Below are 20,614 nucleotides of genomic sequence, written 5' to 3'. Positions count from 1 at the left end.
CAGCCTGCCGCCTGGTGGAGACGGACTATCCGATAAAGAGAGACAGCGTTGACAGAAAAGAGAGCAGTTGCCCCTGTCGATGAAATCCATGCCGCGCCATGATCGAAGTCAGCTGATTATGGACCGTGTTCTTGGCGACGCCGCGAGCATGAGCGATCTCTGCTGGGGCATTTCCCTGCGCAAGTTCGCAGGCAAGGCTGGCCTCGGCCGTGGTCAAACCAAGCACGCTGCCGACGACGGCGGGTGTCAATCCGTTGCGGTCTCCCATCTTGCAGAAACTCAGCATGGACTTGGCGTCGTTGCCGAAACCGAGATTCGCAAATGGCGTCACATTGAGCGACTTGGATCCAAGAGGCTCAACTTTCAACAACCAACCAAAACCACCTTCCGCCTCCTTTACCCAGGCGATATTGGCATGGCCCGTTTCAGCATGCTGCTGCGATCGCGCCAGAAGCCTGTCGATCTCCTGACGCAGAGCCGATGAAGCCACCGTGAGAAAGCCTTCCGATCTTTTCAGGAACGAACCGTTCTTCTCGATCAGACGCTCGAAGGCCCTGTTGCTTTCGATAATCCTGAAATCATCGCTGACAATGACGCGGGGCGTCGCGGACTGGGAAAAGAAGTGGTCGAGCCGTTCAGCCTTCTCCCGATCCTTCAGCATTTGTCGATGAATGCCCATTGCGATTTGAAGATGTGGGGTCAGTGCCATGAGCAATTCATTGGCAAGCCTGACATCGGCCTGATCTTCGTAGCTGAAGATCAGGCCGAGAATGAAACGCCGTTGCCCTTCTTTGGTAATAATGGCAATGACTAGCTGCCCCTCGCAATCAAACATGTCGGCAAGATATGCCTGCCAGGTGGAGCCATTCCGCTTGATATCAAGGGCGACGGTTCCACCCTGGCCGAGACTTGCTGTTACGGTATGGACGATGTCGACGAAATCGGCTCTGATGAGCAGATTCCTGTCCACGTGCTTGCTGACGACACTGGCATTCTGTTCCGCGCCGGGGCCTATTCCCATGAAAAAGGCGCTGGTTGCGCCTGTGATCTTCCTGATTTCGCCAACGACATCGCTCCATCCCTCGGGGTTGCAAACGGCCTCATAGATCGTTTGAATGATGTAGAGATGCATCCTTCGTTTGAATTCTTCGGCCATGTTTCTCTCCCCGAATTATTCTGGCGATTTGTCAAAAGGACACGGCAGCAGCGCGGTCATCATATGGGCTGCTGCATGCGTCCGGCGGCAAATCGGGCGATATTCGAGACCAGCTATCTCTATCTGCTTCGTCTCCTGTGTGTCTTTGCTGACAAAATTGCCGGCGCGTCCGAAAGCGCTCGCTTCTATTTCAGAACCGCGCCGCCAAGGACACTCCTACTCCATATTGGCTGGTATTGTACCGTTTGATATCGCCCGCTGTCGGCCGTGGTGCGCCGAATGTTGACTGAACGCTGCCGGACACGCGGAGTTCAACGCGCTCCTCCAAGGGGAAGATGAGGCTGACTTCCATGCCGGTGAGCCCCATCACACCGCTGTCGCGCCGCACGCTTGCCGTATCTTCGATTGCAGCCACCTGAGGCAGGACGACCGTGTGGGTCAGTCTCGATCGCGCTCCGAAGAACGCCATTCCCGCCGTACCGCTGACACCGATCATGAAAGGAGCGGGCGGATGGAAACGCGCGTCGAAACCAACGACGGGGCCGCCTGCCTCGACGTTAAACTTGCCGGCCTCCGACAGGCTTACGGTCGGTATGCTCGCACCCGAAACGCTGCTGGCCAGGTCGAAGGCCATACCGTTTCCATAGCTTTCGCGGCTACGGCGATAAGTCAATCCAGCTTTGAGCGTGAAATCCCTGTCCGGCGCGAGTGGCTTTGCAAGCCAGACGGTCTGGGTATAGCCCGTCGCATGGACGAAAGACCATGTGCGGACGGTGCTCGCGCCAAAATCTCCGACACCCGCGAAAATCAAACCCTGGCCATCCGCAAAGGCGCCGTAAGACGCAGCGCTCGGTCCCCTGCCGTCAGTGACCAGCGCCGCAAACGCAGCGCCGGCGGCAGTCGGGCTCACCGCATATTGCGTTACGGAATTCGGACCCGCCGGAGAGGAGGCGGAACTGGAAATTGCGGTCGTCGCACCGGTGCTATCGGTGAAATTGACATTCGCAAGCGCTGATGCGCCGGAGCTGTCCGTAATTGTGGAGAGATCGATTTCGCCGGAACCCGGCGAGCCAACCGTGATAATGAACGGGTTGCTCGAAATAGCGTTCGTCGAACTGGAATGCCCAGAAAGATCAAAATAGCTTCCGGTCCACATCAGGGAAAAGGCATCGGGGTCAGGCGATAGACGAACGCCTGCCGAAAATCCCGTTGTCGGCCCGGAAGCCGTCACGCTCTTCTCTCCCATTGGAAGCGTGCCGGAACCTACGGACGGAATTGAGAATTGTTGCCAGGAAAAGTCGACCTGGCCGGCGAAAACGGCTTGGTCCTGGGCCGAAGCCTGTTTTGCGCAAACAGCAAAAATGGCCAGCAAAGAGCCCAGACAAGCCTTCGATCCCAAAGTGAGAATACGCGTTTGATCCCCCCACAGTATGAAAAACGAGATTCTCTTATCGCAAGCTATCATAAAATATCGGTGAACATGCTATTTCTTTGTACGCCTTTTGGATGGGGAACAACAACCGCCTACGCCAAAGGTATAATGACCATGCGGATCCATCCGCTGAACTCGCTCCCCGCTTGTTCTTCTTGCCGACGGCGGTTTCAAGCTTGCGGCTTACACATGAGAGCAGCATGACCGCTCGCAATCGGGAGGCTACCGGATCTATTGAAGCGTTGCACTACGTGGCTCGGTGACGAGCGCCGGCAACTGCGCTTCGAACGCGCGTTGCATGGCGGCGATGTTGTAATCTCTGCGGTGCTGGACCGTCTTTCGCATCATCAGTTCCTCATCGATGATGGCCTGCATACCCACCATGAAATTGCGAAGACTGAATTGGCCTGCATGCGCCCGTAGCGCCTCGGGATGGAAGAGATGCTCATTCTCCTCGAAATCACGCACGGCCTTGATCAGGCCTTCGACGGATTGCTCGCCAAACAGCATGCCGCTGAGGCCCGGAACGACCGTTTCCAGTGCGCCGCCGCTGCCATAGGCGATGACGGGCCTGCCGCTCGCCATGGCTTCGACTGGAACAATGCCGAAATCCTCCTCGCCCGGAAAGATCAACGCACGGCAGCGGGAAAGCTTTTCCTTCAACACCGCAAACGGCGCGCGCCCGAGGAAGGTGATGGTGGGGCCTGCGGCTCGCTTCAGGCGCTCCATCTCCTTGCCTTCGCCGATCACCACCAGCTTGCGGTTCATCCGGGTGAAGGCCTCTACCGCCAGGTCGATACGTTTATAGGGGATCAATTGGCCGGCGCAGAGATAGAAGTCGTCGATGACAGCTGACGGCGTAAAATCGTCTACGCTGACGGGCGGATGAAGGACGGTTGCCGGGCGGCGATAATACTTGCTGATGCGGTCGCTGACATGGTGCGAATTGGCGACGAAGCGATCCACGCGCAAACTTGTGCTGACATCCCAGGACCGTAGTAACGGCGCCAGCACGGGCAACATCAGCCGCGACGCCAGACCGGCATGGGACCGATAGAAGTGATAGTGATCCCAAAGGTAGCGCATCGGTGAATGGCAATAGCAGACATGTGTTGCGTGCGGCGGGGGGATAATGCCCTTGGCCGGACCCGATTCGCTCGAAATAATCAGATCGTAGTCGGTGAGATCGAAGCTCTCCAGCGCAAAAGGCATCAGCGGTAGGAGCGATTGGTATGCTTTGATGGCGCCCGGGATACGCTGCAGGAAGGATGTGGTGACCTTATGCTTGCGGATTTTCTCCGAGACGCGACTTTCATCGTAGACAAGGGTGAAGATGTCGGCATCCGGGTACATGTCGCAGAGGGCTTCGACCACCTTTTCGCCGCCGCGCATCGACACAAGCCAATAATGAACGATTGCTACCCGCATTGTTCTTTTCCCTCCTTGGGTCGCAACAACATTGTGCGGGCGGCAACCTTTGCGACAGAACCCATATCGGTCCGCCATCGCATCCAAATGGCCGAAGTGGGCAGCCGAAAGAGTTAACTGACGATGAAAGCCTGCACGCAAGGATGTGCAAGCCGGCCTAGGGATGTTCGAGGCGCCTGTTTGTCCTGCCAGAAGTGATTAGCCCAAGCGCTGCCGCGGGGTATTTACACGTTATGCGTTCAGCTGATGATCTCGTTGCATAGCGCTTGTCCCGGTTTGTGGCGACGCAAGCGACATAACAACGAGATCTCGCCCATGCTTCCAACTTCCGTTTTCTCTCCCCGATTCGGCCGCAAGCCCTCTGGAGCCCTGGTGCCATGGGTGTTGGCATTGGCGCTTTCCGGGGCAGGTTTGCTCGACACAGCCAGCGCTGCGGCCGACACGGCCTACCACATCAGACCGCAGACGCGGATCAAGGTGGCGATTGTCGAATGGATCGCCGCGACAGGCGAATACAAGGAATGGACGGCGCTGAACGGCGAATATGTCGTTTCGCAATCCGGTATGATCTCTATCCCGATGATCGGGGAAATGCAGGTCAACGACAAGACGACCAGCATCGTCAGCGCCGACATCGGCGACAAGCTGAAGCAGATCACCGGTCTTGCCGTCGCGCCCACCGCCTCGGTCGAGGTGGTCAAATATCCGATGATCTACGTCTCCGGTGCTGTCGAAAAACCAAGCGAACTGGAGTTCCGTCCGGGCCTGACAGTCAAACAGGCCATCGCCATGGCCGGTGGTAGCCAGCGCCATTCCAGTCAGACGGGCGACTATTCCGAAGCGCAGCAGATCAGCTATGCCGGCGAGATCAATCGCATGGAGCTGCAATTGAAGCAGCTCAGTGCCCGGCGCGCTCGTCTGATGGCCGAACTCAACGATCAGCCGACCATCACATTCCCGCCGGAGATCAAGGCCGCACCGGACGGGTCGGTCATCAAGCAGATCATGATAAGCGAGATCGATCTGTTCAATGCCCGTGCCGACGCCCTGCGTCAGCAGCTCGTATCCGCGGGGGACCTCGAGACGCTGCTGCACAACGAAATCAACATTCTCGATGAGAAGATGAGTTCGCAGGACGAGCAGGTGAAGATCGCCCAGGACGAGTTGAGCGATATTACGAAGCTGGTCGACACCAAGATCCTGACGACGTCACGCAAGACCTCGCTGGAGCGGATCGTTGCCGAGATGCAGGCCGGCAAGCTGGACCTCGTCGTCGCGTCGATGCAGGCCAAGCAGAAGCTGAGCGAAACCGAACGCGACGCCCTGAACCTCAAAGGTCAGCGCAAGACCGAAGCCGGGCAGCAACTGCAGACGACCGAGACAGATATCGAGGACACGAAACTCAAGCGCAATACGACGCTGCAGTTGCTCCAGATCGCCGGCGCATCGCTCTCCCGCAGCCAGAGCATCCAGTCGCTCGATCTTCAGCCGCGCGAATATTGGATTACGCGAGGCGGCGGCGACGCCGCCGCTACCCAAGTGTCGGAAACGACGGAATTGCAGCCCGAAGACGTTCTGGACGTTCGCTACAACATTTCCGGAAACCTGGACGGTACGGTGCTGTCCTCGGTCGATCCTACGCAATCCCAATGACAATCAAGACAATCAAACTAAGGTTGGGGAACAATTATGGCAGTTCACGAGATCGGTAAGGGCTTGCGCGGTACGCCATCGGATACCAAGCGCTCGGGGGGCAGCGAATACATCTCGTTTCGCGATATCTGGCGCTTTCTGCAGCGTCATTGGTTGATCTTCGCCATTTTCACCTCGGCGGGACTCGGCATCGGTGGCTTCTATATGGCCACGACACAGCCGGTCTATCTGGCAACAACGCGCGTCGTCATGGACCCGGACCAGGGGCGTATCGTGTCCCAGGATGCGTTCACGGGCACTGTCATCATCGAGGCAGCCGAAATTGCCAGCCAAGTCGAGATCGTCAAGTCCGAAGCGACCGCGCGCGCCGTGGTCGAGAAACTCAATCTCAGCGAGGATCCGGAGATCGTCGGAGGCGTGTCGTGGCAAGCGGCCTTCCACGACAAGCTGCGCGCCTTCATCAGCTTTTTCAAGCACGGCGATGCCAGCGTCAAGGCCGTGCCGAGCGACGATGACTTGATGCGCCGCACCATGGCCTCCTTTCTCTCAAGGGTCTCCGTCACCCGGGTCGGCCAATCCTACATTCTTGAGATTGGCTATAGTTCCATCGATCCGGAAAAGGCTGCGCTGGCGGCGAACGCGATCGCCGAGGCCTATATCAAGACGGGGTTGTCGGAACGCGCCTCCGCGGCGCAAAGTGGTGCCAAATGGCTTGAAACACGGCTCATCGAGGTCGGTCGGCAGGCACGCGAAGCGGCCATGAGTGTGGAAGAGTTTCGCGCCAAGAACGGCATTATGGAGATCAGCAACTCTTCATCACTCGATCAGCAACAATTGTCCGAGATCAGCAGCCAGGCAGTCGCGGCGAAGGCGCAGACGGCGGCTGAGTCCGCCAAGCTTGCCACGCTCAACCAGCTGCTGGCGGGCGGCAAGGTCGAGGGCGACGTCGACGAGACAATCAACAATCCCCGCATCCAGAAGCTGCAGGAAGATCTCGGTGTGGCGACCACCAAGCTCAACAACCTTATCAGCCGATATGACGCCGACAATCCCGCCGTTATCGCCGCGCAGCAGGAAATTGACCGGCAGAAGAACGAAATGCGCAAGGAATTTGCCCGTATCCAAGCCGTCTATAGCGCGAATCTTGAGGTCGCCAAGACCCGGGAAGGGCTTCTGGGTGATGAATTGACCTCGCTAAAGGAAACCGGGACGGACAAGAACCTCGCACGCGTGGAATTGTCCGAAATGGAAAGCCGGGCAACGACATATCGCCGCATGTATGAAAGCATTCTCCAGCAATTGATCGGCGCCATGCAGAAGGAATCCTTCCCGCTCGGCAACGTCCGAGTTGTGACGGCCGCCGCCGCACCGCTGACCAAGGCCTGGCCGAAATCGTCCTTTGTAATCCCCTTCTCCGCCATGCTGGGCCTTACGGCCGGCCTGATGGCGGCACTCCTGCGGGATGGCCTGGATCGACGCGTCAGTTCAAGCGAGAAGCTCCGGCGGGAGCTGGGGCTCAGTTTGCTTGGTCATGTCCCCGTCTATACCAGCCCATCTTTCGTGCCCGGCAATATAGTGGCAGGAGGCTCTTCATGGCGGCGAACCATGTTGCCGCTGAGGTCCGTGCTCGACACGCCCTATTCGCAATTCTCCGAAGCGTTGCGTGGCGTCAAGCACTCGATCGATTCCTCCTTCCCGCCCAATGCGCCCATGGTGATCGGCATCACCTCGGTCGGCACCGGCGAAGGCAAGACGACGGTCGCGACCAATCTTGCGCAACTCTATCAGCACGAAGGCGCCTCCGTGGTGCTGATCGATGCCGATTTTCTCAACGCGCGGCTGAGTTGCGTGGCGATGGAATCCGGCATGGATTTCGGGATGGAGGTGCTGAGCGTAAATGATGTGCCGCGCCGCTATGCCGTAGCGCATGAAAGCGGCATGCTGGTCGCGAAGACCGATCATGAGCCCGAGGCCGAGAGGTCCTCCGCGCAGGCCCACGGCGGTGTTCCTGTCGTCACCGTCGACGAGACGGAGAAGTCGGTCGCCTCCTTCCAGCGGTACGGGCACCTGCCTGCCTTGAAGGCTGAGATCGACCTGTTGCGGCGGCGATACAAGGTCGTCATCGTCGACATGTCCGCCTTCGAGGACTCCGCCGATACGCGGGTCATCTGCGCCTATCTCGAAGGTATCGTCGTTGTCGTCGGGCAGACCAACAAGATGACGGTCGAGCGGCTGTCTGATGCGCTCGCAAGCTTCGGCACCACGTCGATCAACATCCTCGGCATCATCGCCAACCGCAGCTACGAGAAGCGGCAACATGGCGAACGTCGCCGTTGGTGGCGCAAGTCACGGGGCCGCGAGACGCGCTTTTCCACCAGACGCCTCGTGGGTTATACGGCGGGTCGCCCTCTCAAGGTCGTCGTCGGCATCGCCAGCACCGGCCGGCGGGACATCCTGTCGTCCATCCTTCCTCATATCGCCAACCAGAGCCGCAAGCCGGATGAGGTCGTCGTCTGCCTTTCGTCGCCGGAGGATATCGATCCGAGCTGCCTTCGCAATCTCGACTTCCCCGTGCGGGTGCTCATCTCCGAACGTGGCCTTTGCCGCCAACGCAATCGCATCCTCGACAATATTCGGGATGCGGATATCGTCCTGTTCCTCGACGACGACTTCCTGATGACGCCGACCTATATCGAAGAAGCCGAGCGGCTGTTTCAGTTCCAGCCCGATGTCGTCATGTGCACGGGCACAGTATTGGCCGACGGTATCACCGGCCCCGGCATTTCCGTTCGGGACGGCTTGCGGCTGGTCGAAGCCAAGCGCCGACGGCGCTCGGAGCCTACGATGCAGGTTCAGCCGGTCTACAACGCCTATGGTTGCAACATGGCAATCCGGATGGCCATCATCAACGCTACCGGCCTGCGCTTTGACGAGAACCTGCCATCCTATGGCTGGCTCGAGGACGTCGACTTCAGCCGGCTTGCCGCCCATTATGGTCAGGTGGTCAGTGCCAAGCAGCTCGAAGGTGTTCATCTCGGCACCAAGAGCGGCCGGTCGGCCGGTGTCCGTCTTGGCTATTCTCAGATTGCCAACCCCCTCTATCTGATGCGCAAGCGTACCATGAGCGTGCCGCACGCGACGGCGCAGATCGGCCGCAACCTGGTCGCCAATCTCTTCAAAACCTGGCGGCCGGAGCCCTGGGTCGACCGTAAGGGACGGCTCAAGGGTAACATCATGGCTTTCCACGACCTGCTGAAGGGCAGGCTGGCGCCACAAAACATCGAAATGCTGGAATAGCCCCGTGCGCCCCGCCAATCTCGATCGCGTCGTCATCATTAACGATCGCTCCGCCAGGATAGGGGGGGCATCGAACCTTGCAATCCTTTCGGCTGGTTTGCTGCAGGACGCAGGGATACCGGTAACCTATTTTGCCGGAGATGCCGCCGGCTCCGATCCGCCGGCGGCCGATACCATCAATCTCGACGCCCAGCCGCTGACGCAACAGGCACGTATGCACGCCCTCGTCAGCGGCCTGTACAGCCGGCATGCCTATGCCGCCCTCCAGGGCCTTATCGCCCGCATCGATACACCTGGCACCATCTACCATGTGCACGGCTGGACGAAAATCCTGTCGCCTTCGATCTTTCGAGCGCTGTGGCCTGTGCGCGAGCGTGTCATCCTGCACGCCCATGACTATTTCCTGTCCTGTCCGAATGGCGGATTTGCCAACTATCGCAAGAATCAGGTCTGTCCGCTGACGCCCATGTCGGTCCAATGTCTGACGACGAACTGCGACAAGCGCGGATACGATGAGAAAGTCTGGCGGTCGGCGCGTCATCTGCTGCGGGAGTATTTTTATCCCACACGGCAGATACCCGCCAATATCGTTGTCGTGCACCAGCGCATGCTCGATTATTTCGAGCGCGGCCAGATGCGGACAGCCAATATTGAAATAATCCGCAATCCCGTCGAACCGTTTCTGAAACACCCCATGGATCCCTGGAAGAAACGCGATTTCTTCTTTGTCGGCCGGCTGGAGCCCGAAAAGGGATTTGAAGATGCTGCGATCGCAGCCCGGCTTGCCGGCGTGAAACTCCACGTCATCGGGGACGGTGCCGGCCGCGCGCGTCTGGAAAAAGACTATCCCGAAGTCGTCATTCACGGCTGGAAAACCAAGGATGAGATTCGGGACATCATTGCTCAAGCGCGCGCGCTCGTCGTGTCCTCGCGCGTTCCGGAACCTTTCGGGCTTGCCGCGCTGGAGGCCGTGACCAGCGGCATCCCCGTCATCCTTCCCGATGCAGCGCTCCTGGGCGACGAGCTCGAGGCGCTTGGATGCGGGCTGACCTTTCAGAGCGGCAAGGTGGAAACGCTCGCGAGCGGGATGCGTCGGCTGGCCAATGACGACATGCTGCTTCGTTGGATGAGCGTCAATTGCATCCGCCAGTCCGGCGAGCTGGCGCACACGCCGGCATCATGGCGCGATGCGCTGCTCGTCCTCTACGAGCACATCCTGAAGCGGGCAAACACCACCAGGACGGGCGAAAATGTGCCCGCGCACAGTGATTTTCCGGTCGCCCGTCAGGTTGTCGACGAGACAAGCTAAGCTGGCGGTCAGCCTTGTGTTCGCGGCTCTACGCCAATGGGACTAGGTCAATGCCCGTAGGGTCAATTGTAAAGGGCGATGGCAACTGCCAGCTTTGAGAAAAGGATTCAGCAGGTGGTAAGGGGTCTGAAACATGCTATCGGCTTTTGATGGCTTTGCCCATGGCGAGCAATCGCTTCGCGATTTGAAACGGACAGTACGGCGCAGCCGTTCGAAACGCCTTGTCGACCTTATTCTTTCGGGCGCGGGATTGCTGTTTCTTGCACCGGCGTTTCTCGTCATTGCAGTCGCATTGCTCCTGGTTGACGGCCGTCCCATCATCTATCGCCACACCCGCATCGGCCGTGACGGCCGACCATTTGAATGTCTGAAATTCCGCACCATGCGCAAGGACGCCGACCGGCGGCTGGCGGAACTGCTCGAACGAGATGCGCAGCGAAAACAGGAATGGCTTTCGACACAGAAACTGATGAACGATCCGCGCGTGCACTGGCTTGGAAAATATTTGCGCATGAGCAGCGCGGACGAGCTGCCGCAGCTATTGAACGTTCAGCGCGGCGAGATGAGCCTGGTCGGACCCCGTCCAGTCGTGGCCTCGGAACTCGAACGCTATGGCGCGCACCTCCACTGCTATCTGGCACTGCAACCGGGCATAACCGGCCTCTGGCAGGTCAATCGCCGCGCGGAGACAACCTATGAAGAGCGCGTGCAATTCGATGTGGATTATTACCACAGCCGCTCGCTGCGCATCGACCTGGCTATTCTCATCAGAACCGTCGGCGTCGTGCTGCTTGCCCGCAATGAAAAAGAACGTCTTACCAAATGAAGAACATGGCAACGGCGATCCATACGATCAGGCAGAATATCACGATCATCCAACGAACCGCGTATTTCCGATGTGATGGGCGTGCCCGTCCTTCGATGATGCGATCGCGATCCTGGTTGTCGTCTTTCATACGCTGCTCTGCATGGTGTTTCATGATAGTTACCGACAAGCCCATTCTCTCTGGCCGACAAACCCGATCCGGTCGCGGCTCCCAAGGCGGTATTTTCTATAAAACAAAGTCGTATAGTCTCGGCTTTTCCCTCTTAGACGCAGCACCCCATGGCATGGAATCATGTCCTGAATGGGAACCCTACAAATTTTTTCTGACGCAAAACTGGATTATTCCACCGATATTCACTCAATATAGTACCAATATTGGGAGGCCAAGGGTCGAGAGGGACATATTGTTCTTTCGCGACTTGGGACAGGCGGTGCGCTGATGGACGGCCTGCCGTTGCATCCCAAAATTCCCAGCCGAACCAGAGTGCAGCGGTGGCTTCTTTCCCGCCTGCCATCTATAGTCGGGGACGGTGCTTCGACGCTCGGCTCGAAGGTCGTCTCGCAGATCGTGCAGCTGCTCGTTTTCCTCGTTGCCGCACGCATGCTGGAATCGGCCGAATTCGGTCTTTACGCTTACAGTTCCGCCATCGTGGTCATGCTCGTCGTCATCGCGGAAGGCGGATGGGGCGAGTTCGTGATGAAGAGGGATTGCACCGATCGTGAACTCGATCAGATCGGGACGATATCGATCATCGCCGGCGTGCTGGTCACGATTGCCGGCCTGTCGGCTGCTGCTCTCGCCTGGTTCCTTTTGCCACGATCCGACGAGGCATTTCTCCTTGTTCTCTTCAGCTGCTGGTTCCTGCCGTCATCACTCTATGTCGTCTACGACGGGCTATTGGTTGCGCGAGGGCTTTTGCGCAAACAGGCCGCCATCCGCATAGCGAGCGAAGTGGTCGGACTTTGCGTGACCATGCTCGGCCTATGGGCGGGATGGAGTGTATTTTCGCTCGCAGCCGGCCGGCTTGCGGCGCAATTGGTTTGCCTCGGCGCGTCCGCCATTGTGCTCAAATGGTATCCAAAGCTCCACCTGACATGGCCTTTCGCGCGGGAGATTCTCGAATTCTCCGGTCATATCCTGTCGAACCGGCTGATCCTCTTCCTACGCTCCTATTCCGGCACGCTGGCGATCGGCAGTTTTCTAGGCCTTGCCGAGGCAGGCTACTACCGCGTCGCCGAGCGCATCATTGCGGCCTTTTCCGAGCTCATAGGCGAGCCGGCGCGCATGCTTGCCTGGACGCTGTTTCGCCGTTCCGCGATGATACCGGATTCCAACGGAACGCCTAAGCGCGATATCGGCGCATCCGCAACAGCTTTCATGACGGTCCTTATGGCGATTTCTGCGCCGATCTATCTCGGCCTCTCGCTCATCTCGTCCAATCTGATCGACATCGTGCTTGGCGATAAATGGGCGCCGGCGGCAATTCTCGTGACGATCCTGTCGATGAAGCAGGTCCTGCTCACGCCGGGATACGTCACCGAGGCGCTCCTGTCGTTATCGGGCAATATCCGCCGCATGCCTCCGACCATGCTGCTCAATGCCGCGGCCTCGGTTGGCCTCATCTTGCTTCTGGCGCCCTTCGGTGTCGAAGCGGCCGCCTGGGGCCAATGTGCCGCCGCCCTGATTTCCTTTCTGACGTCGATGCATCTGCAGCGAAACTACGGCGGCCTTGGCTGGGGGCGCGTCATGCGCAAAAGCGGCTACATCGCCGTGGCGATCCTACTGATGGCGGCAACAGTCTATGGGCTCGGCTGCTGCGCCGAAGTCTGGAACATGCGGCGGATCCTGACGCTCATGCTGCAAGTGCTGATCGGAGGAGCGATCTACGTCCTGGTGCTTGCGGCTCTAAAGAAGCTGATCGGGGACACGGCTTCGATCCTGTCGCCCAGCCAACCGTAACGAGGAGATCACGATGACAACCCTATCCGTGTCCGGCAACACACGTTCTATTCTCAAGGGCGCGGCACAGAGGGCTGCACACGCGTTTTCACCCCTGCGGGCGGTAGTCGGGCGCCTACACTATCTTTCGCCTCTTCCACGACGATTTACAGGCGCCTACGGCACCTTTGAGGCGGCCATGACAGCCGCCCGCCGGCAGCCGATGGCCGGCTATGATCACGAGGAAATCGCAAGCGTCTCCTTTGCCAAAATGTGCCAGGTGGCGCCATGGGACTATCCGGTGCTGTTCTGGATGCGGAGCCTGATGCCGACAGTGGATGGTCTCATCGATGCCGGCGGGCACATGGGAACGAAATATCGCGCCTTTCGGCCGTTGCTGTCGCTGGATGGCTCCTTTCGCTGGATCGTCTACGATCTGGCAGCCATCGTTCGAGCCGGCCGAAGCCTGGCCGAGCGTGACGGATTGACCGGCCTTTCCTTTGTCGACCGGATCGAGGACGCCGGCGCAACGCCGTTGTTCCTAGGGTCCGGGCTGATGCAATATCTTGATATGCCACTATCCGATCTGCTGAAGCGCCTGCCAAGTCTGCCGCCCCACCTGATCCTCAACAAGGTTGCCCTTCGCAAGGGCGGAGCCGTTGTTACGCTCGAGCGGATCGGTAAGACTCATGTGCCTTATCATATGCGCGACGAGGCTACCTTTATCGATGATGTAACCCGGCTTGGCTACCGGCTGGTCGATCGCTGGTCGATCCCCTCGCTGTCGCACGTGATCGACACGCATCCGGAGCTGGGACGCAGCGAAAGCGCCGGCTTCTACTTTCGGTTGGACTAGGCCGCGGACTCACAACGCGCAGCCATAGGCGGATACAAACGAGCCTGACGAACGCGCCGGCGTTATCATCAACCCACCGCATCCATGATGACAGCACCGATAGCCTGATTTTGCTTCCGTGTTCGCGGAGCTATAGCCGCATATGCCGTTTGACGCCTCTCGGTCGAAACCGACAAAAGCAGACGATTATGTGCTAATCTCACGAGCTACCAAACGGACGGAGGGTGGTGCCAATGTTGGAAACGGACAAGGTATTCGCTGGCTCGATTCCGGAAAATTACGACCGTTATATGGTGCCGTTGATTTTCGAGCCGTTCGCCGCGGATCTTGCACAACGAGCAGCGTCCTTTTCGCCAAACGCTGTTTTGGAAATCGCCGCGGGCACCGGGGTTGTCACTCGCGCGTTGGCGCCAAAACTGTCCGCCGGCGCAAGCTATATCGTCACCGACCTCAATCAACCGATGCTCGACTACGCCGCTTCGCAGCAAGCTCCCGACACCCGCATCAAATGGCGCCAAGCGGACGCTCTGGCGCTGCCGTTTGAAAATGCGGTCTTCGACCTCGTTTGTTGTCAGTTCGGCGCGATGTTCTTCCCCGACCGCTCGGCTGCCTACCGGGAGGCAAGGCGGGTTCTAAAGCCCGGAGGACGTTTTTTGTTCAACGTGTGGGATCGCATCGAGGAGAATGTATTTGCGGATGAGGTGACGAATGCTCTCGCAAAGATTTTTCCGAACGATCCGCCGCGCTTTCTGGCACGCACGCCGCACGGCTACCACGATACGGCACTGATCCGCAGCGAGCTGGAGGACGCGGGTTTCTCCCGTGTGGTGATCGAAACGAGAGACGAACAAAGCCGTGCATCCTCGCCCCGCCTTCCGGCCATTGCTTATTGTCAGGGAACTGTTCTTCGCAACGAAATCGAGGCCAGGGAAGCGGGAAGCCTGGAGGCTGCGACCGACTGCGCTGCATCCGCGATCGCAGCCAGACACGGTCCCGGCGAGGTTGCTGCCAAGATTCAGGCCCACGTTATCGTGGCTGTGGTCTAGGCGTCGGAATATGCCATTCCGGCACTTCGCGACATGCCGCTGCGAAGCAGCAATTGCGTAGCTTTCGGAATGAAGCGGATATGAACCGAATTTGTGGGTACACGCCCTAGCCCTAGGTGTGATGCGTCGATAACTGCCGGTCGCGGATAGACGCCTTAGGCGACTGCTCGATCTCGTGGCGGCGCTTGATATGATCGGCAAGCCGGATCGCCAGCGTCAGCAGCATCAATGTCGGATTGGCATGGCCGGGTGTGGGAAACACCGAACTGCCGGCGACAAACAATCCGTCGATGCCGTGGACCATGGCGTTGGGATCGACGACGCTGGTCAATGGATCGGTACCCATGCGGGTCGTGCATGAGGGATGGGCCATGTCCATGAAGGCGGCAGCGCCACTGTCGTCGGCTTCGATCCAGTCCGCCAATTGCGGCCGCGGCAAACCAACGCGATCAAATTCGTCCACCATGATTTGGGCGAACCGCTTGATGCTCTCGATTTCGCAGGAGCCGATCTTCCAATCGACGCGTGCCAAAGGCTGGCCAAGCCGATCCCGTTGCTTCGAGAGCGTAACGCGGCTTTCAGGATCGAGCCGTTGTTCCGCCATCGCGTCGAAACGCAGTTCTGTGGAGCGATGCGGCAGACCCCGCTTGCGGATCAGCCGGTTGTAAAGGCCGGACGTAATCAGGGCCGGAGACGTTCCGATCGCGAAAAGATCCTGCATGAATGCCCTGCTGGAACCATGGGCCAAGCGTTTGAGCGCCCCCCAGGGGTCGTGATCGGCGTGGATCTGCACGGGATAGGCAGCGCAATTGGTAAGACCCTCCCGCTCCTGCATTTCGGGGCTCAAGGACAATCCCCTTAGATAGAAATGCGTCCGGCCTTCATGCGTCAGACCGTAGAAATTGAAATGCTCGGCGATGGCGTCGATGTCATGCCCGGTGAAGCTGCAAAGCGAGGTGCGCGGGTGGTCGCAAAGATAGCGGCCGACAACGTCGTGCTGATTGCCGATGCCTGCACCCATCACCGAATTTGAGGCCAGCAGCAGACGCGCGTTCTCGATACCTCCGCCACAAAGGACGATCGTGTTCGCATGGACGGTCGCCTTTTTGCCGGCGAGGCTTTCCACGCTCAGCGATGTCGGCCTGAGGCCCTGATCGTCGAGATTGATCTGCGTCACCGTCGCGTGCGTCAAGAAATCTACATTTGCCGCCGCGATGTCGCAGGCAAGGCGGTTGAAGCGTGTCGGCTCACCGTGTCGATCCAACGTGTGGCTGAATTGCCAGAAGAAGGGACGCAGAAACTGTTCGTCCAAGCCAAGTTCGCTTGGGCGCGAATGGAGCAGGCCAAAGAGCCGTTTATCATAGAAATTGGGGCCAAGGTTGAGCAGTTCCCCTGCCCGATCAAGGGCTGTCAGCAGTTGATAGCGTGCAATCGGCCAACCGGAAAGCGGGAGCCAGGGCCGGTGGGCGAAGTCGATCTCGTCGAAGGCGGCGCACTTGCCGATCCAGGTATGGCTGCTGCCGCCCAGGATACGGTCGCGCAGCTCGAAGGCCGCTACGTCGTTCAGCCATGCCAGGTTGCCGGCATAGCCGCGTCCCGTCGGCTCGACGCTTTTTGAGGCTCGAGGTTCCCCGATATTCTCAACCGCACTCAATGTCTGGGTCTCTGCCTGGTAGTCGGTACCGCCGCTCTCGATGACAAGGACGCGAATCCGTGTGTCGGCAAGCTCTCGAGCGATGGCGATACCTGCCGGCCCACCGCCGATGATAGCCACATCCGCAGCCATCTGAATATTATCTAATATTGATCTGAGATCGACGATCGCCATCATAGTATTCCCGTGTATTCCCGCGTGTTATTTTACTTTCTACCAGCATCGCAGCGATCCGGATAATCGTTCAATTGGCATAGGCGGCGACGACGACTACCGATTTCGGATAGGTATATTCATCGAACATCGCGCCCTTCTTAGTCGGAAAGCCATGCTGAAAACGGCGGGAACAAGCGCTAGGCTCTTCAGGAAAATGTCGATTTCCCTGGGGAGTGAGAGTTATGGCCAAAGTGGGGTTACGTGAATGGTTGGCGCTTGCGCCGGTATTTGCTTCCGGGAAGCTCGCGCGTTACAGCGACGAGACCGGTGGCCCGCTCGGACGCTTTGAAGCTGATTTCTGCGCCAAGTTTGGCGTGCGCCATGCGCTGACGATGAGCAGCGGCACGGGAGCCTTGATTTCGGCGCTGATCGCCGCAGGCGTCGGCCCTGGCGACGAAGTGCTGGTGCCGGCCTATACCTGGATTGCAACGGCCGCCGCCCCATTGGCGGCCGGCGCGGTCCCGATCCTGGTCGATGTTGACCAGACGCTGACCATGGACCCCGCCGACATCCTTCGAAAAATCACACCCCAGACCCGCGCGATCATTCCGGTCCATATGTCGAACATGGTTTGCAACATGGACGCCATCATGCGCATTGCCCGAGAACACAATCTGGCTGTTATCGAGGATGCCTGTCAGGCTGTGGGATTGCGCTACAAGACCAAGCGGGTCGGCACGATCGGCGATTTCGGTGCGTTCAGCTTCAATCAGTTCAAGAATATAAATTGTGGCGAGGGCGGCGCCGTCGTTACGAACGATACGCGCTTGTTTGCGCGTGCGCGGATGTATCACGACATCGGCTCGATGTTTCGCGGCCATCTCGACAATGCCAATGAGCCACCCATGCTCGGCGTGAATTTCAAGGCGAGCCAGATCCAGGGCGCCATGTTGAACGTACAATTGAAACGGCTCGACCCGATGATCGCGCGCATGCGCGAGCGTTACGACGTCATGAGTGAAATTCTTTCGAAGAACAAGCGGCTGCGCATTGGCCCGCACAATGACATCGGCAACGCTGCCGGGCTGCACGTCATTTTCGAAACGTCTGACGATGCCAAGCAATTTGCCGAGGAAAACAAGCGTGGCGTCTATCGCCTCTATGATTCGAGCCGTCACGTCTACACCAACTGGCAGCCGGTCTTGCAGCAGCGCACCGGCCACCCAGCGATGAATCCCTTTCTCTGGACGGATCGCCGGATCGAATATACGCCCGAGTCCTGCGCGCAAACGCTTGATATCTTGAAGCGCACCTGTCGCATCAGCCTTGGCGAGAACTACCCGGTGACCCTGGTCGCCTACATGGCGCGACGCATGGCGAGATCGACGCCACCGACCGCTGGCAGCCTCTTTTACGCAACGACCTAGCATGGAAGTCATTGGCCCCGATACGATCGACGTCTGGACCTGGAGCTTGGACGTGCCGCCGCCTGCACTTGGCGCCTGCACCGTGCTGCTATCAGTTGATGAATGCGCGAGAGCCATGCACTTCGCCCGTGAACGCGACAAGCGGCGTTTCGTCGCCGCAAGGGCGCAACTGCGTTCCGTGCTGGGACGATATCTCGGACTCTCGCCACAGTCGATATGCTTCACCTATGGCGATTATGGGAAGCCGTACCTTACCATCGACGGTACCCCGCCCTTCTACTTCAATCTCAGTCACAGCGCCGACCTTGCGGTCCTTGCCATATCCGATTGCTATGACCTTGGCGTCGATATAGAGGAGATCCGCTTCCTGAAGGAGGACATCGCAAGGCGTTTCTTTTCGCGTAAGGAATATCAGACCCTGCGAGCCCTGCCGGCGGCAACTTACCTTGATGGCTTTTATCGCTGCTGGACGCGCAAGGAGGCATTCGTCAAGGCACATGGACGCGGATTGTCGCTACCGCTCGACAGCTTCGACGTCACGTTCGACGGGTTCGGCGAGCCAAGACTTGAGCGGCTGGAAGGCGATCCGGATGCGCCATCGAACTGGAGCATCCTGGAGCTTGAGACGCCGGTCAATTTTGCCGGTGCCGTCGTCGCCTCGACAAAAGGGCATCCCGTCCATCTGCGTTATCGAGACGCGGACATGTAGCTACAGCGCTTCCGTTCCAAACAAGGTCACGGCAGCGCTCTATCCTTTTGTTCTTGCGCATTTCCGCACGGAAAACCGCTTCACACTTTTTCTGGAAATGCTCTATGTGCCTAATCTGGCGTCCAGAATGTAACGGCCGTTTGTCGCATCGAAATGATGGCAGCCGCGCAATCCGGGTTTGAATCCGGGTGTGATCGTGCGAATGCAGCGCTCGCGATAATCGTCGAGCGTAAGCTCTTCAATTTCCATGATGTTAAGCCCGTAGCCGTAAACGCCGTTTGTATTGCGCTGCGACGGCCGCAGGAGCCTGCCGTCGTGTTCGAAGATGCGCCCGGCACCCCGCGCCACGGTGCTGCCGATCACGACGGGATTGTGTTTATGCGGTTCGATGCGCGTCAGTTCGGGACCGTCGACCTCGAACACATAGAGCTCGCTGCAGTGGTCCTCATAGGCATGATAATCCGAAAGGTTGGTGAACAGCCACCATTTGCCGTCGTGCCGCGTCAGGACGCTATCGGCAGGCGATTGTCCTTCGAGAGCGGTAGCATGAAGTTCCCATTTCAGGGGAAATTGGCTGCAGCGCCAAACCTCGAGACGCCGCGCCTGATGGGTTTCCGGTATCATGAAGATCTGATCACCGTCGCGGAACACGCAGGGATAGGAAAGATGATACGGGCGCTCCAGCGCCACGCCGACCTGTTCGACTGTATCACCGTTGAAGCGGCCGACGGCGATATGCGCCTTGCGGTCGCCGCGCGCGTAGGCCTCGTAGAACAGATAGCACTCGCCTTCATGCTGGAACAGGAACGGATCGGCCTTGATGCTGCTTTCGGACGGAGGGATTTCGATCGCCTGGCTTGGATCGAAATCGCCGATGTGCCCGCGACCCGTATAAAGTGTCCAGATGGCGGAATCGGAACGAAGTCGAGCCTTGATGGCTCTGAATGCTCTGGCTGAGACCGAACCTGTCAAAATACGGGCGTAGCGAAGGAGATCGCTGAATGATGGGGCGGGAACATCCGGCTGCCCGTAGACGCGAGGCAGGTCGAACTGACGGGTATCGGCCAGACGCGTGAGCTCACGCAGCAGGAGCGTTACACCTCGCTCGCGCACGACGGCACTGCCCCTGGCGGCGCTGAGCTTGATGTTGAATGCCGCTCTGGCGATCTCGACCCTGGCGGCTTCGCTGCCGTATTTCGCATAGAGCAGCAGGTTGGTTGTCGGAGCTTTGGCGAGAATGTCGGCATAGCCGAACCAGTCTGTATCTACGGACCGCTGGTCGGAAAAATTGAAGGCCCATTCGCCGAACGGCAGCAGGCGGATCGCGTCATCGGGCATGCCTTCCGGCGTCGTGCGTATGACGAGATCGAGGTTCAGGCGCTGCAGGAATGCCGGCGTCATGTTGCCGCCGGTGCCGTCTTGATTGGCGACGGCGTCGTAGCAATCTATGAAATGGCGGCTGGTGTCGAAGTGCTTTGAGACATAGGCTGGCTGTCTGGCGAAGGCTTTCGCCTCCAGCCACGCGCCCCACGACAATAGTCGTGAGGTTTTGTGCTCATTGAACGCGCAATGATGGATGAGCACCGCCGCGAGTTCCAAACGCGGATCGGCAAGGATCCGATCGAGAACCATGAGTTCCCAATTCTCGAACGCGCGCCCGTGCGCAATGAGAACGCCAATCCTCAACGGCTTGGTCACATTCATAATTGTGTTTCCTTGCGTGGCC

The 20,614-nt window shown here is 58.7% G+C and carries 14 protein-coding genes; 9 read left to right on the top strand and 5 right to left on the bottom strand.

The window, feature by feature from the left end; genetic code table 11:
* Window positions 1–25: 25 nt before the first annotated feature.
* From FHT28_RS28640 to FHT28_RS28630, 3 genes are all read right to left on the bottom strand, one after another.
* Window positions 26–1,156, bottom strand: a complete 1,131-nt coding sequence (locus FHT28_RS28640) for a hypothetical protein (protein WP_113109004.1) — start codon at window positions 1,154–1,156, stop codon at window positions 26–28.
* 190 nt (window positions 1,157–1,346) lie between these two features.
* Window positions 1,347–2,387 (bottom strand): hypothetical protein, encoded by a 1,041-nt coding sequence (locus FHT28_RS28635; protein ID WP_168598049.1) that lies wholly within the window; start codon window positions 2,385–2,387, stop codon window positions 1,347–1,349.
* Window positions 2,388–2,819: 432 nt separating this feature from the next.
* Window positions 2,820–4,016, bottom strand: coding sequence for a glycosyltransferase (locus FHT28_RS28630; protein ID WP_081999545.1), 1,197 nt, complete (start codon window positions 4,014–4,016; stop codon window positions 2,820–2,822).
* A 372-nt stretch (window positions 4,017–4,388) separates the two neighbouring features.
* Here FHT28_RS28630 and FHT28_RS28625 point away from each other — a divergent pair, with 372 nt between their 5' ends.
* From FHT28_RS28625 to FHT28_RS28595, 7 genes are all read left to right on the top strand, one after another.
* Window positions 4,389–5,669: a polysaccharide biosynthesis/export family protein gene (locus FHT28_RS28625; RefSeq protein WP_348645032.1), complete on the top strand. Its 1,281-nt coding sequence runs from the start codon at window positions 4,389–4,391 to the stop codon at window positions 5,667–5,669.
* Window positions 5,670–5,705: 36 nt separating this feature from the next.
* The gene (locus FHT28_RS36425; protein ID WP_113119422.1) at window positions 5,706–8,966 is read left to right on the top strand and encodes a Wzz/FepE/Etk N-terminal domain-containing protein; all 3,261 of its coding nucleotides are present in this window, start codon (window positions 5,706–5,708) and stop codon (window positions 8,964–8,966) included.
* Between the two features lie 4 nt (window positions 8,967–8,970).
* Window positions 8,971–10,275: a glycosyltransferase family 4 protein gene (locus FHT28_RS36915; RefSeq protein ID WP_168598047.1), complete on the top strand. Its 1,305-nt coding sequence runs from the start codon at window positions 8,971–8,973 to the stop codon at window positions 10,273–10,275.
* 133 nt (window positions 10,276–10,408) lie between these two features.
* Window positions 10,409–11,101: a sugar transferase gene (locus FHT28_RS28610; RefSeq protein ID WP_037191862.1), complete on the top strand. Its 693-nt coding sequence runs from the start codon at window positions 10,409–10,411 to the stop codon at window positions 11,099–11,101.
* A 439-nt stretch (window positions 11,102–11,540) separates the two neighbouring features.
* Window positions 11,541–13,061 (top strand): oligosaccharide flippase family protein, encoded by a 1,521-nt coding sequence (locus tag FHT28_RS28605; RefSeq protein ID WP_168598046.1) that lies wholly within the window; start codon window positions 11,541–11,543, stop codon window positions 13,059–13,061.
* Window positions 13,062–13,074: 13 nt separating this feature from the next.
* On the top strand, window positions 13,075–13,896 hold the full coding sequence (locus FHT28_RS28600) for a methyltransferase, TIGR04325 family (protein WP_168598045.1): 822 nt from the start codon (window positions 13,075–13,077) through the stop codon (window positions 13,894–13,896).
* A gap of 233 nt (window positions 13,897–14,129) precedes the next feature.
* Window positions 14,130–14,942: a methyltransferase domain-containing protein gene (locus tag FHT28_RS28595; RefSeq protein ID WP_168598044.1), complete on the top strand. Its 813-nt coding sequence runs from the start codon at window positions 14,130–14,132 to the stop codon at window positions 14,940–14,942.
* A gap of 112 nt (window positions 14,943–15,054) precedes the next feature.
* On the opposite strand, the gene FHT28_RS28590 is transcribed toward FHT28_RS28595, so the two are convergent.
* Window positions 15,055–16,728, bottom strand: coding sequence for a GMC family oxidoreductase (locus tag FHT28_RS28590; RefSeq protein WP_234903923.1), 1,674 nt, complete (start codon window positions 16,726–16,728; stop codon window positions 15,055–15,057).
* 266 nt (window positions 16,729–16,994) lie between these two features.
* Between FHT28_RS28590 and FHT28_RS28585 the strand changes: the two genes are divergently transcribed.
* Together FHT28_RS28585 and FHT28_RS28580 are read left to right on the top strand one after the other, a co-directional pair.
* Window positions 16,995–18,179: a DegT/DnrJ/EryC1/StrS family aminotransferase gene (locus FHT28_RS28585; protein ID WP_037201170.1), complete on the top strand. Its 1,185-nt coding sequence runs from the start codon at window positions 16,995–16,997 to the stop codon at window positions 18,177–18,179.
* Between the two features lies 1 nt (window position 18,180).
* Window positions 18,181–18,888 carry a 4'-phosphopantetheinyl transferase superfamily protein gene (locus FHT28_RS28580; protein ID WP_047639066.1) on the top strand — a complete coding sequence of 236 codons (708 nt, stop codon included), beginning with the start codon at window positions 18,181–18,183 and terminating at the stop codon, window positions 18,886–18,888.
* A gap of 102 nt (window positions 18,889–18,990) precedes the next feature.
* Here FHT28_RS28580 and FHT28_RS28575 read toward each other — a convergent pair whose 3' ends face one another.
* Window positions 18,991–20,592 (bottom strand): hypothetical protein, encoded by a 1,602-nt coding sequence (locus tag FHT28_RS28575; RefSeq protein WP_113109015.1) that lies wholly within the window; start codon window positions 20,590–20,592, stop codon window positions 18,991–18,993.
* Between the last annotated feature and the right edge of the window lie 22 nt (window positions 20,593–20,614).

This window comes from Rhizobium sp. SG570, from assembly GCF_012275345.1.
Lineage (GTDB): Bacteria > Pseudomonadota > Alphaproteobacteria > Rhizobiales > Rhizobiaceae > Rhizobium > Rhizobium lusitanum.
Note: the sequence above shows the minus strand (reverse complement) of the source record. Positions and strands in the feature narration are given on the sequence as shown.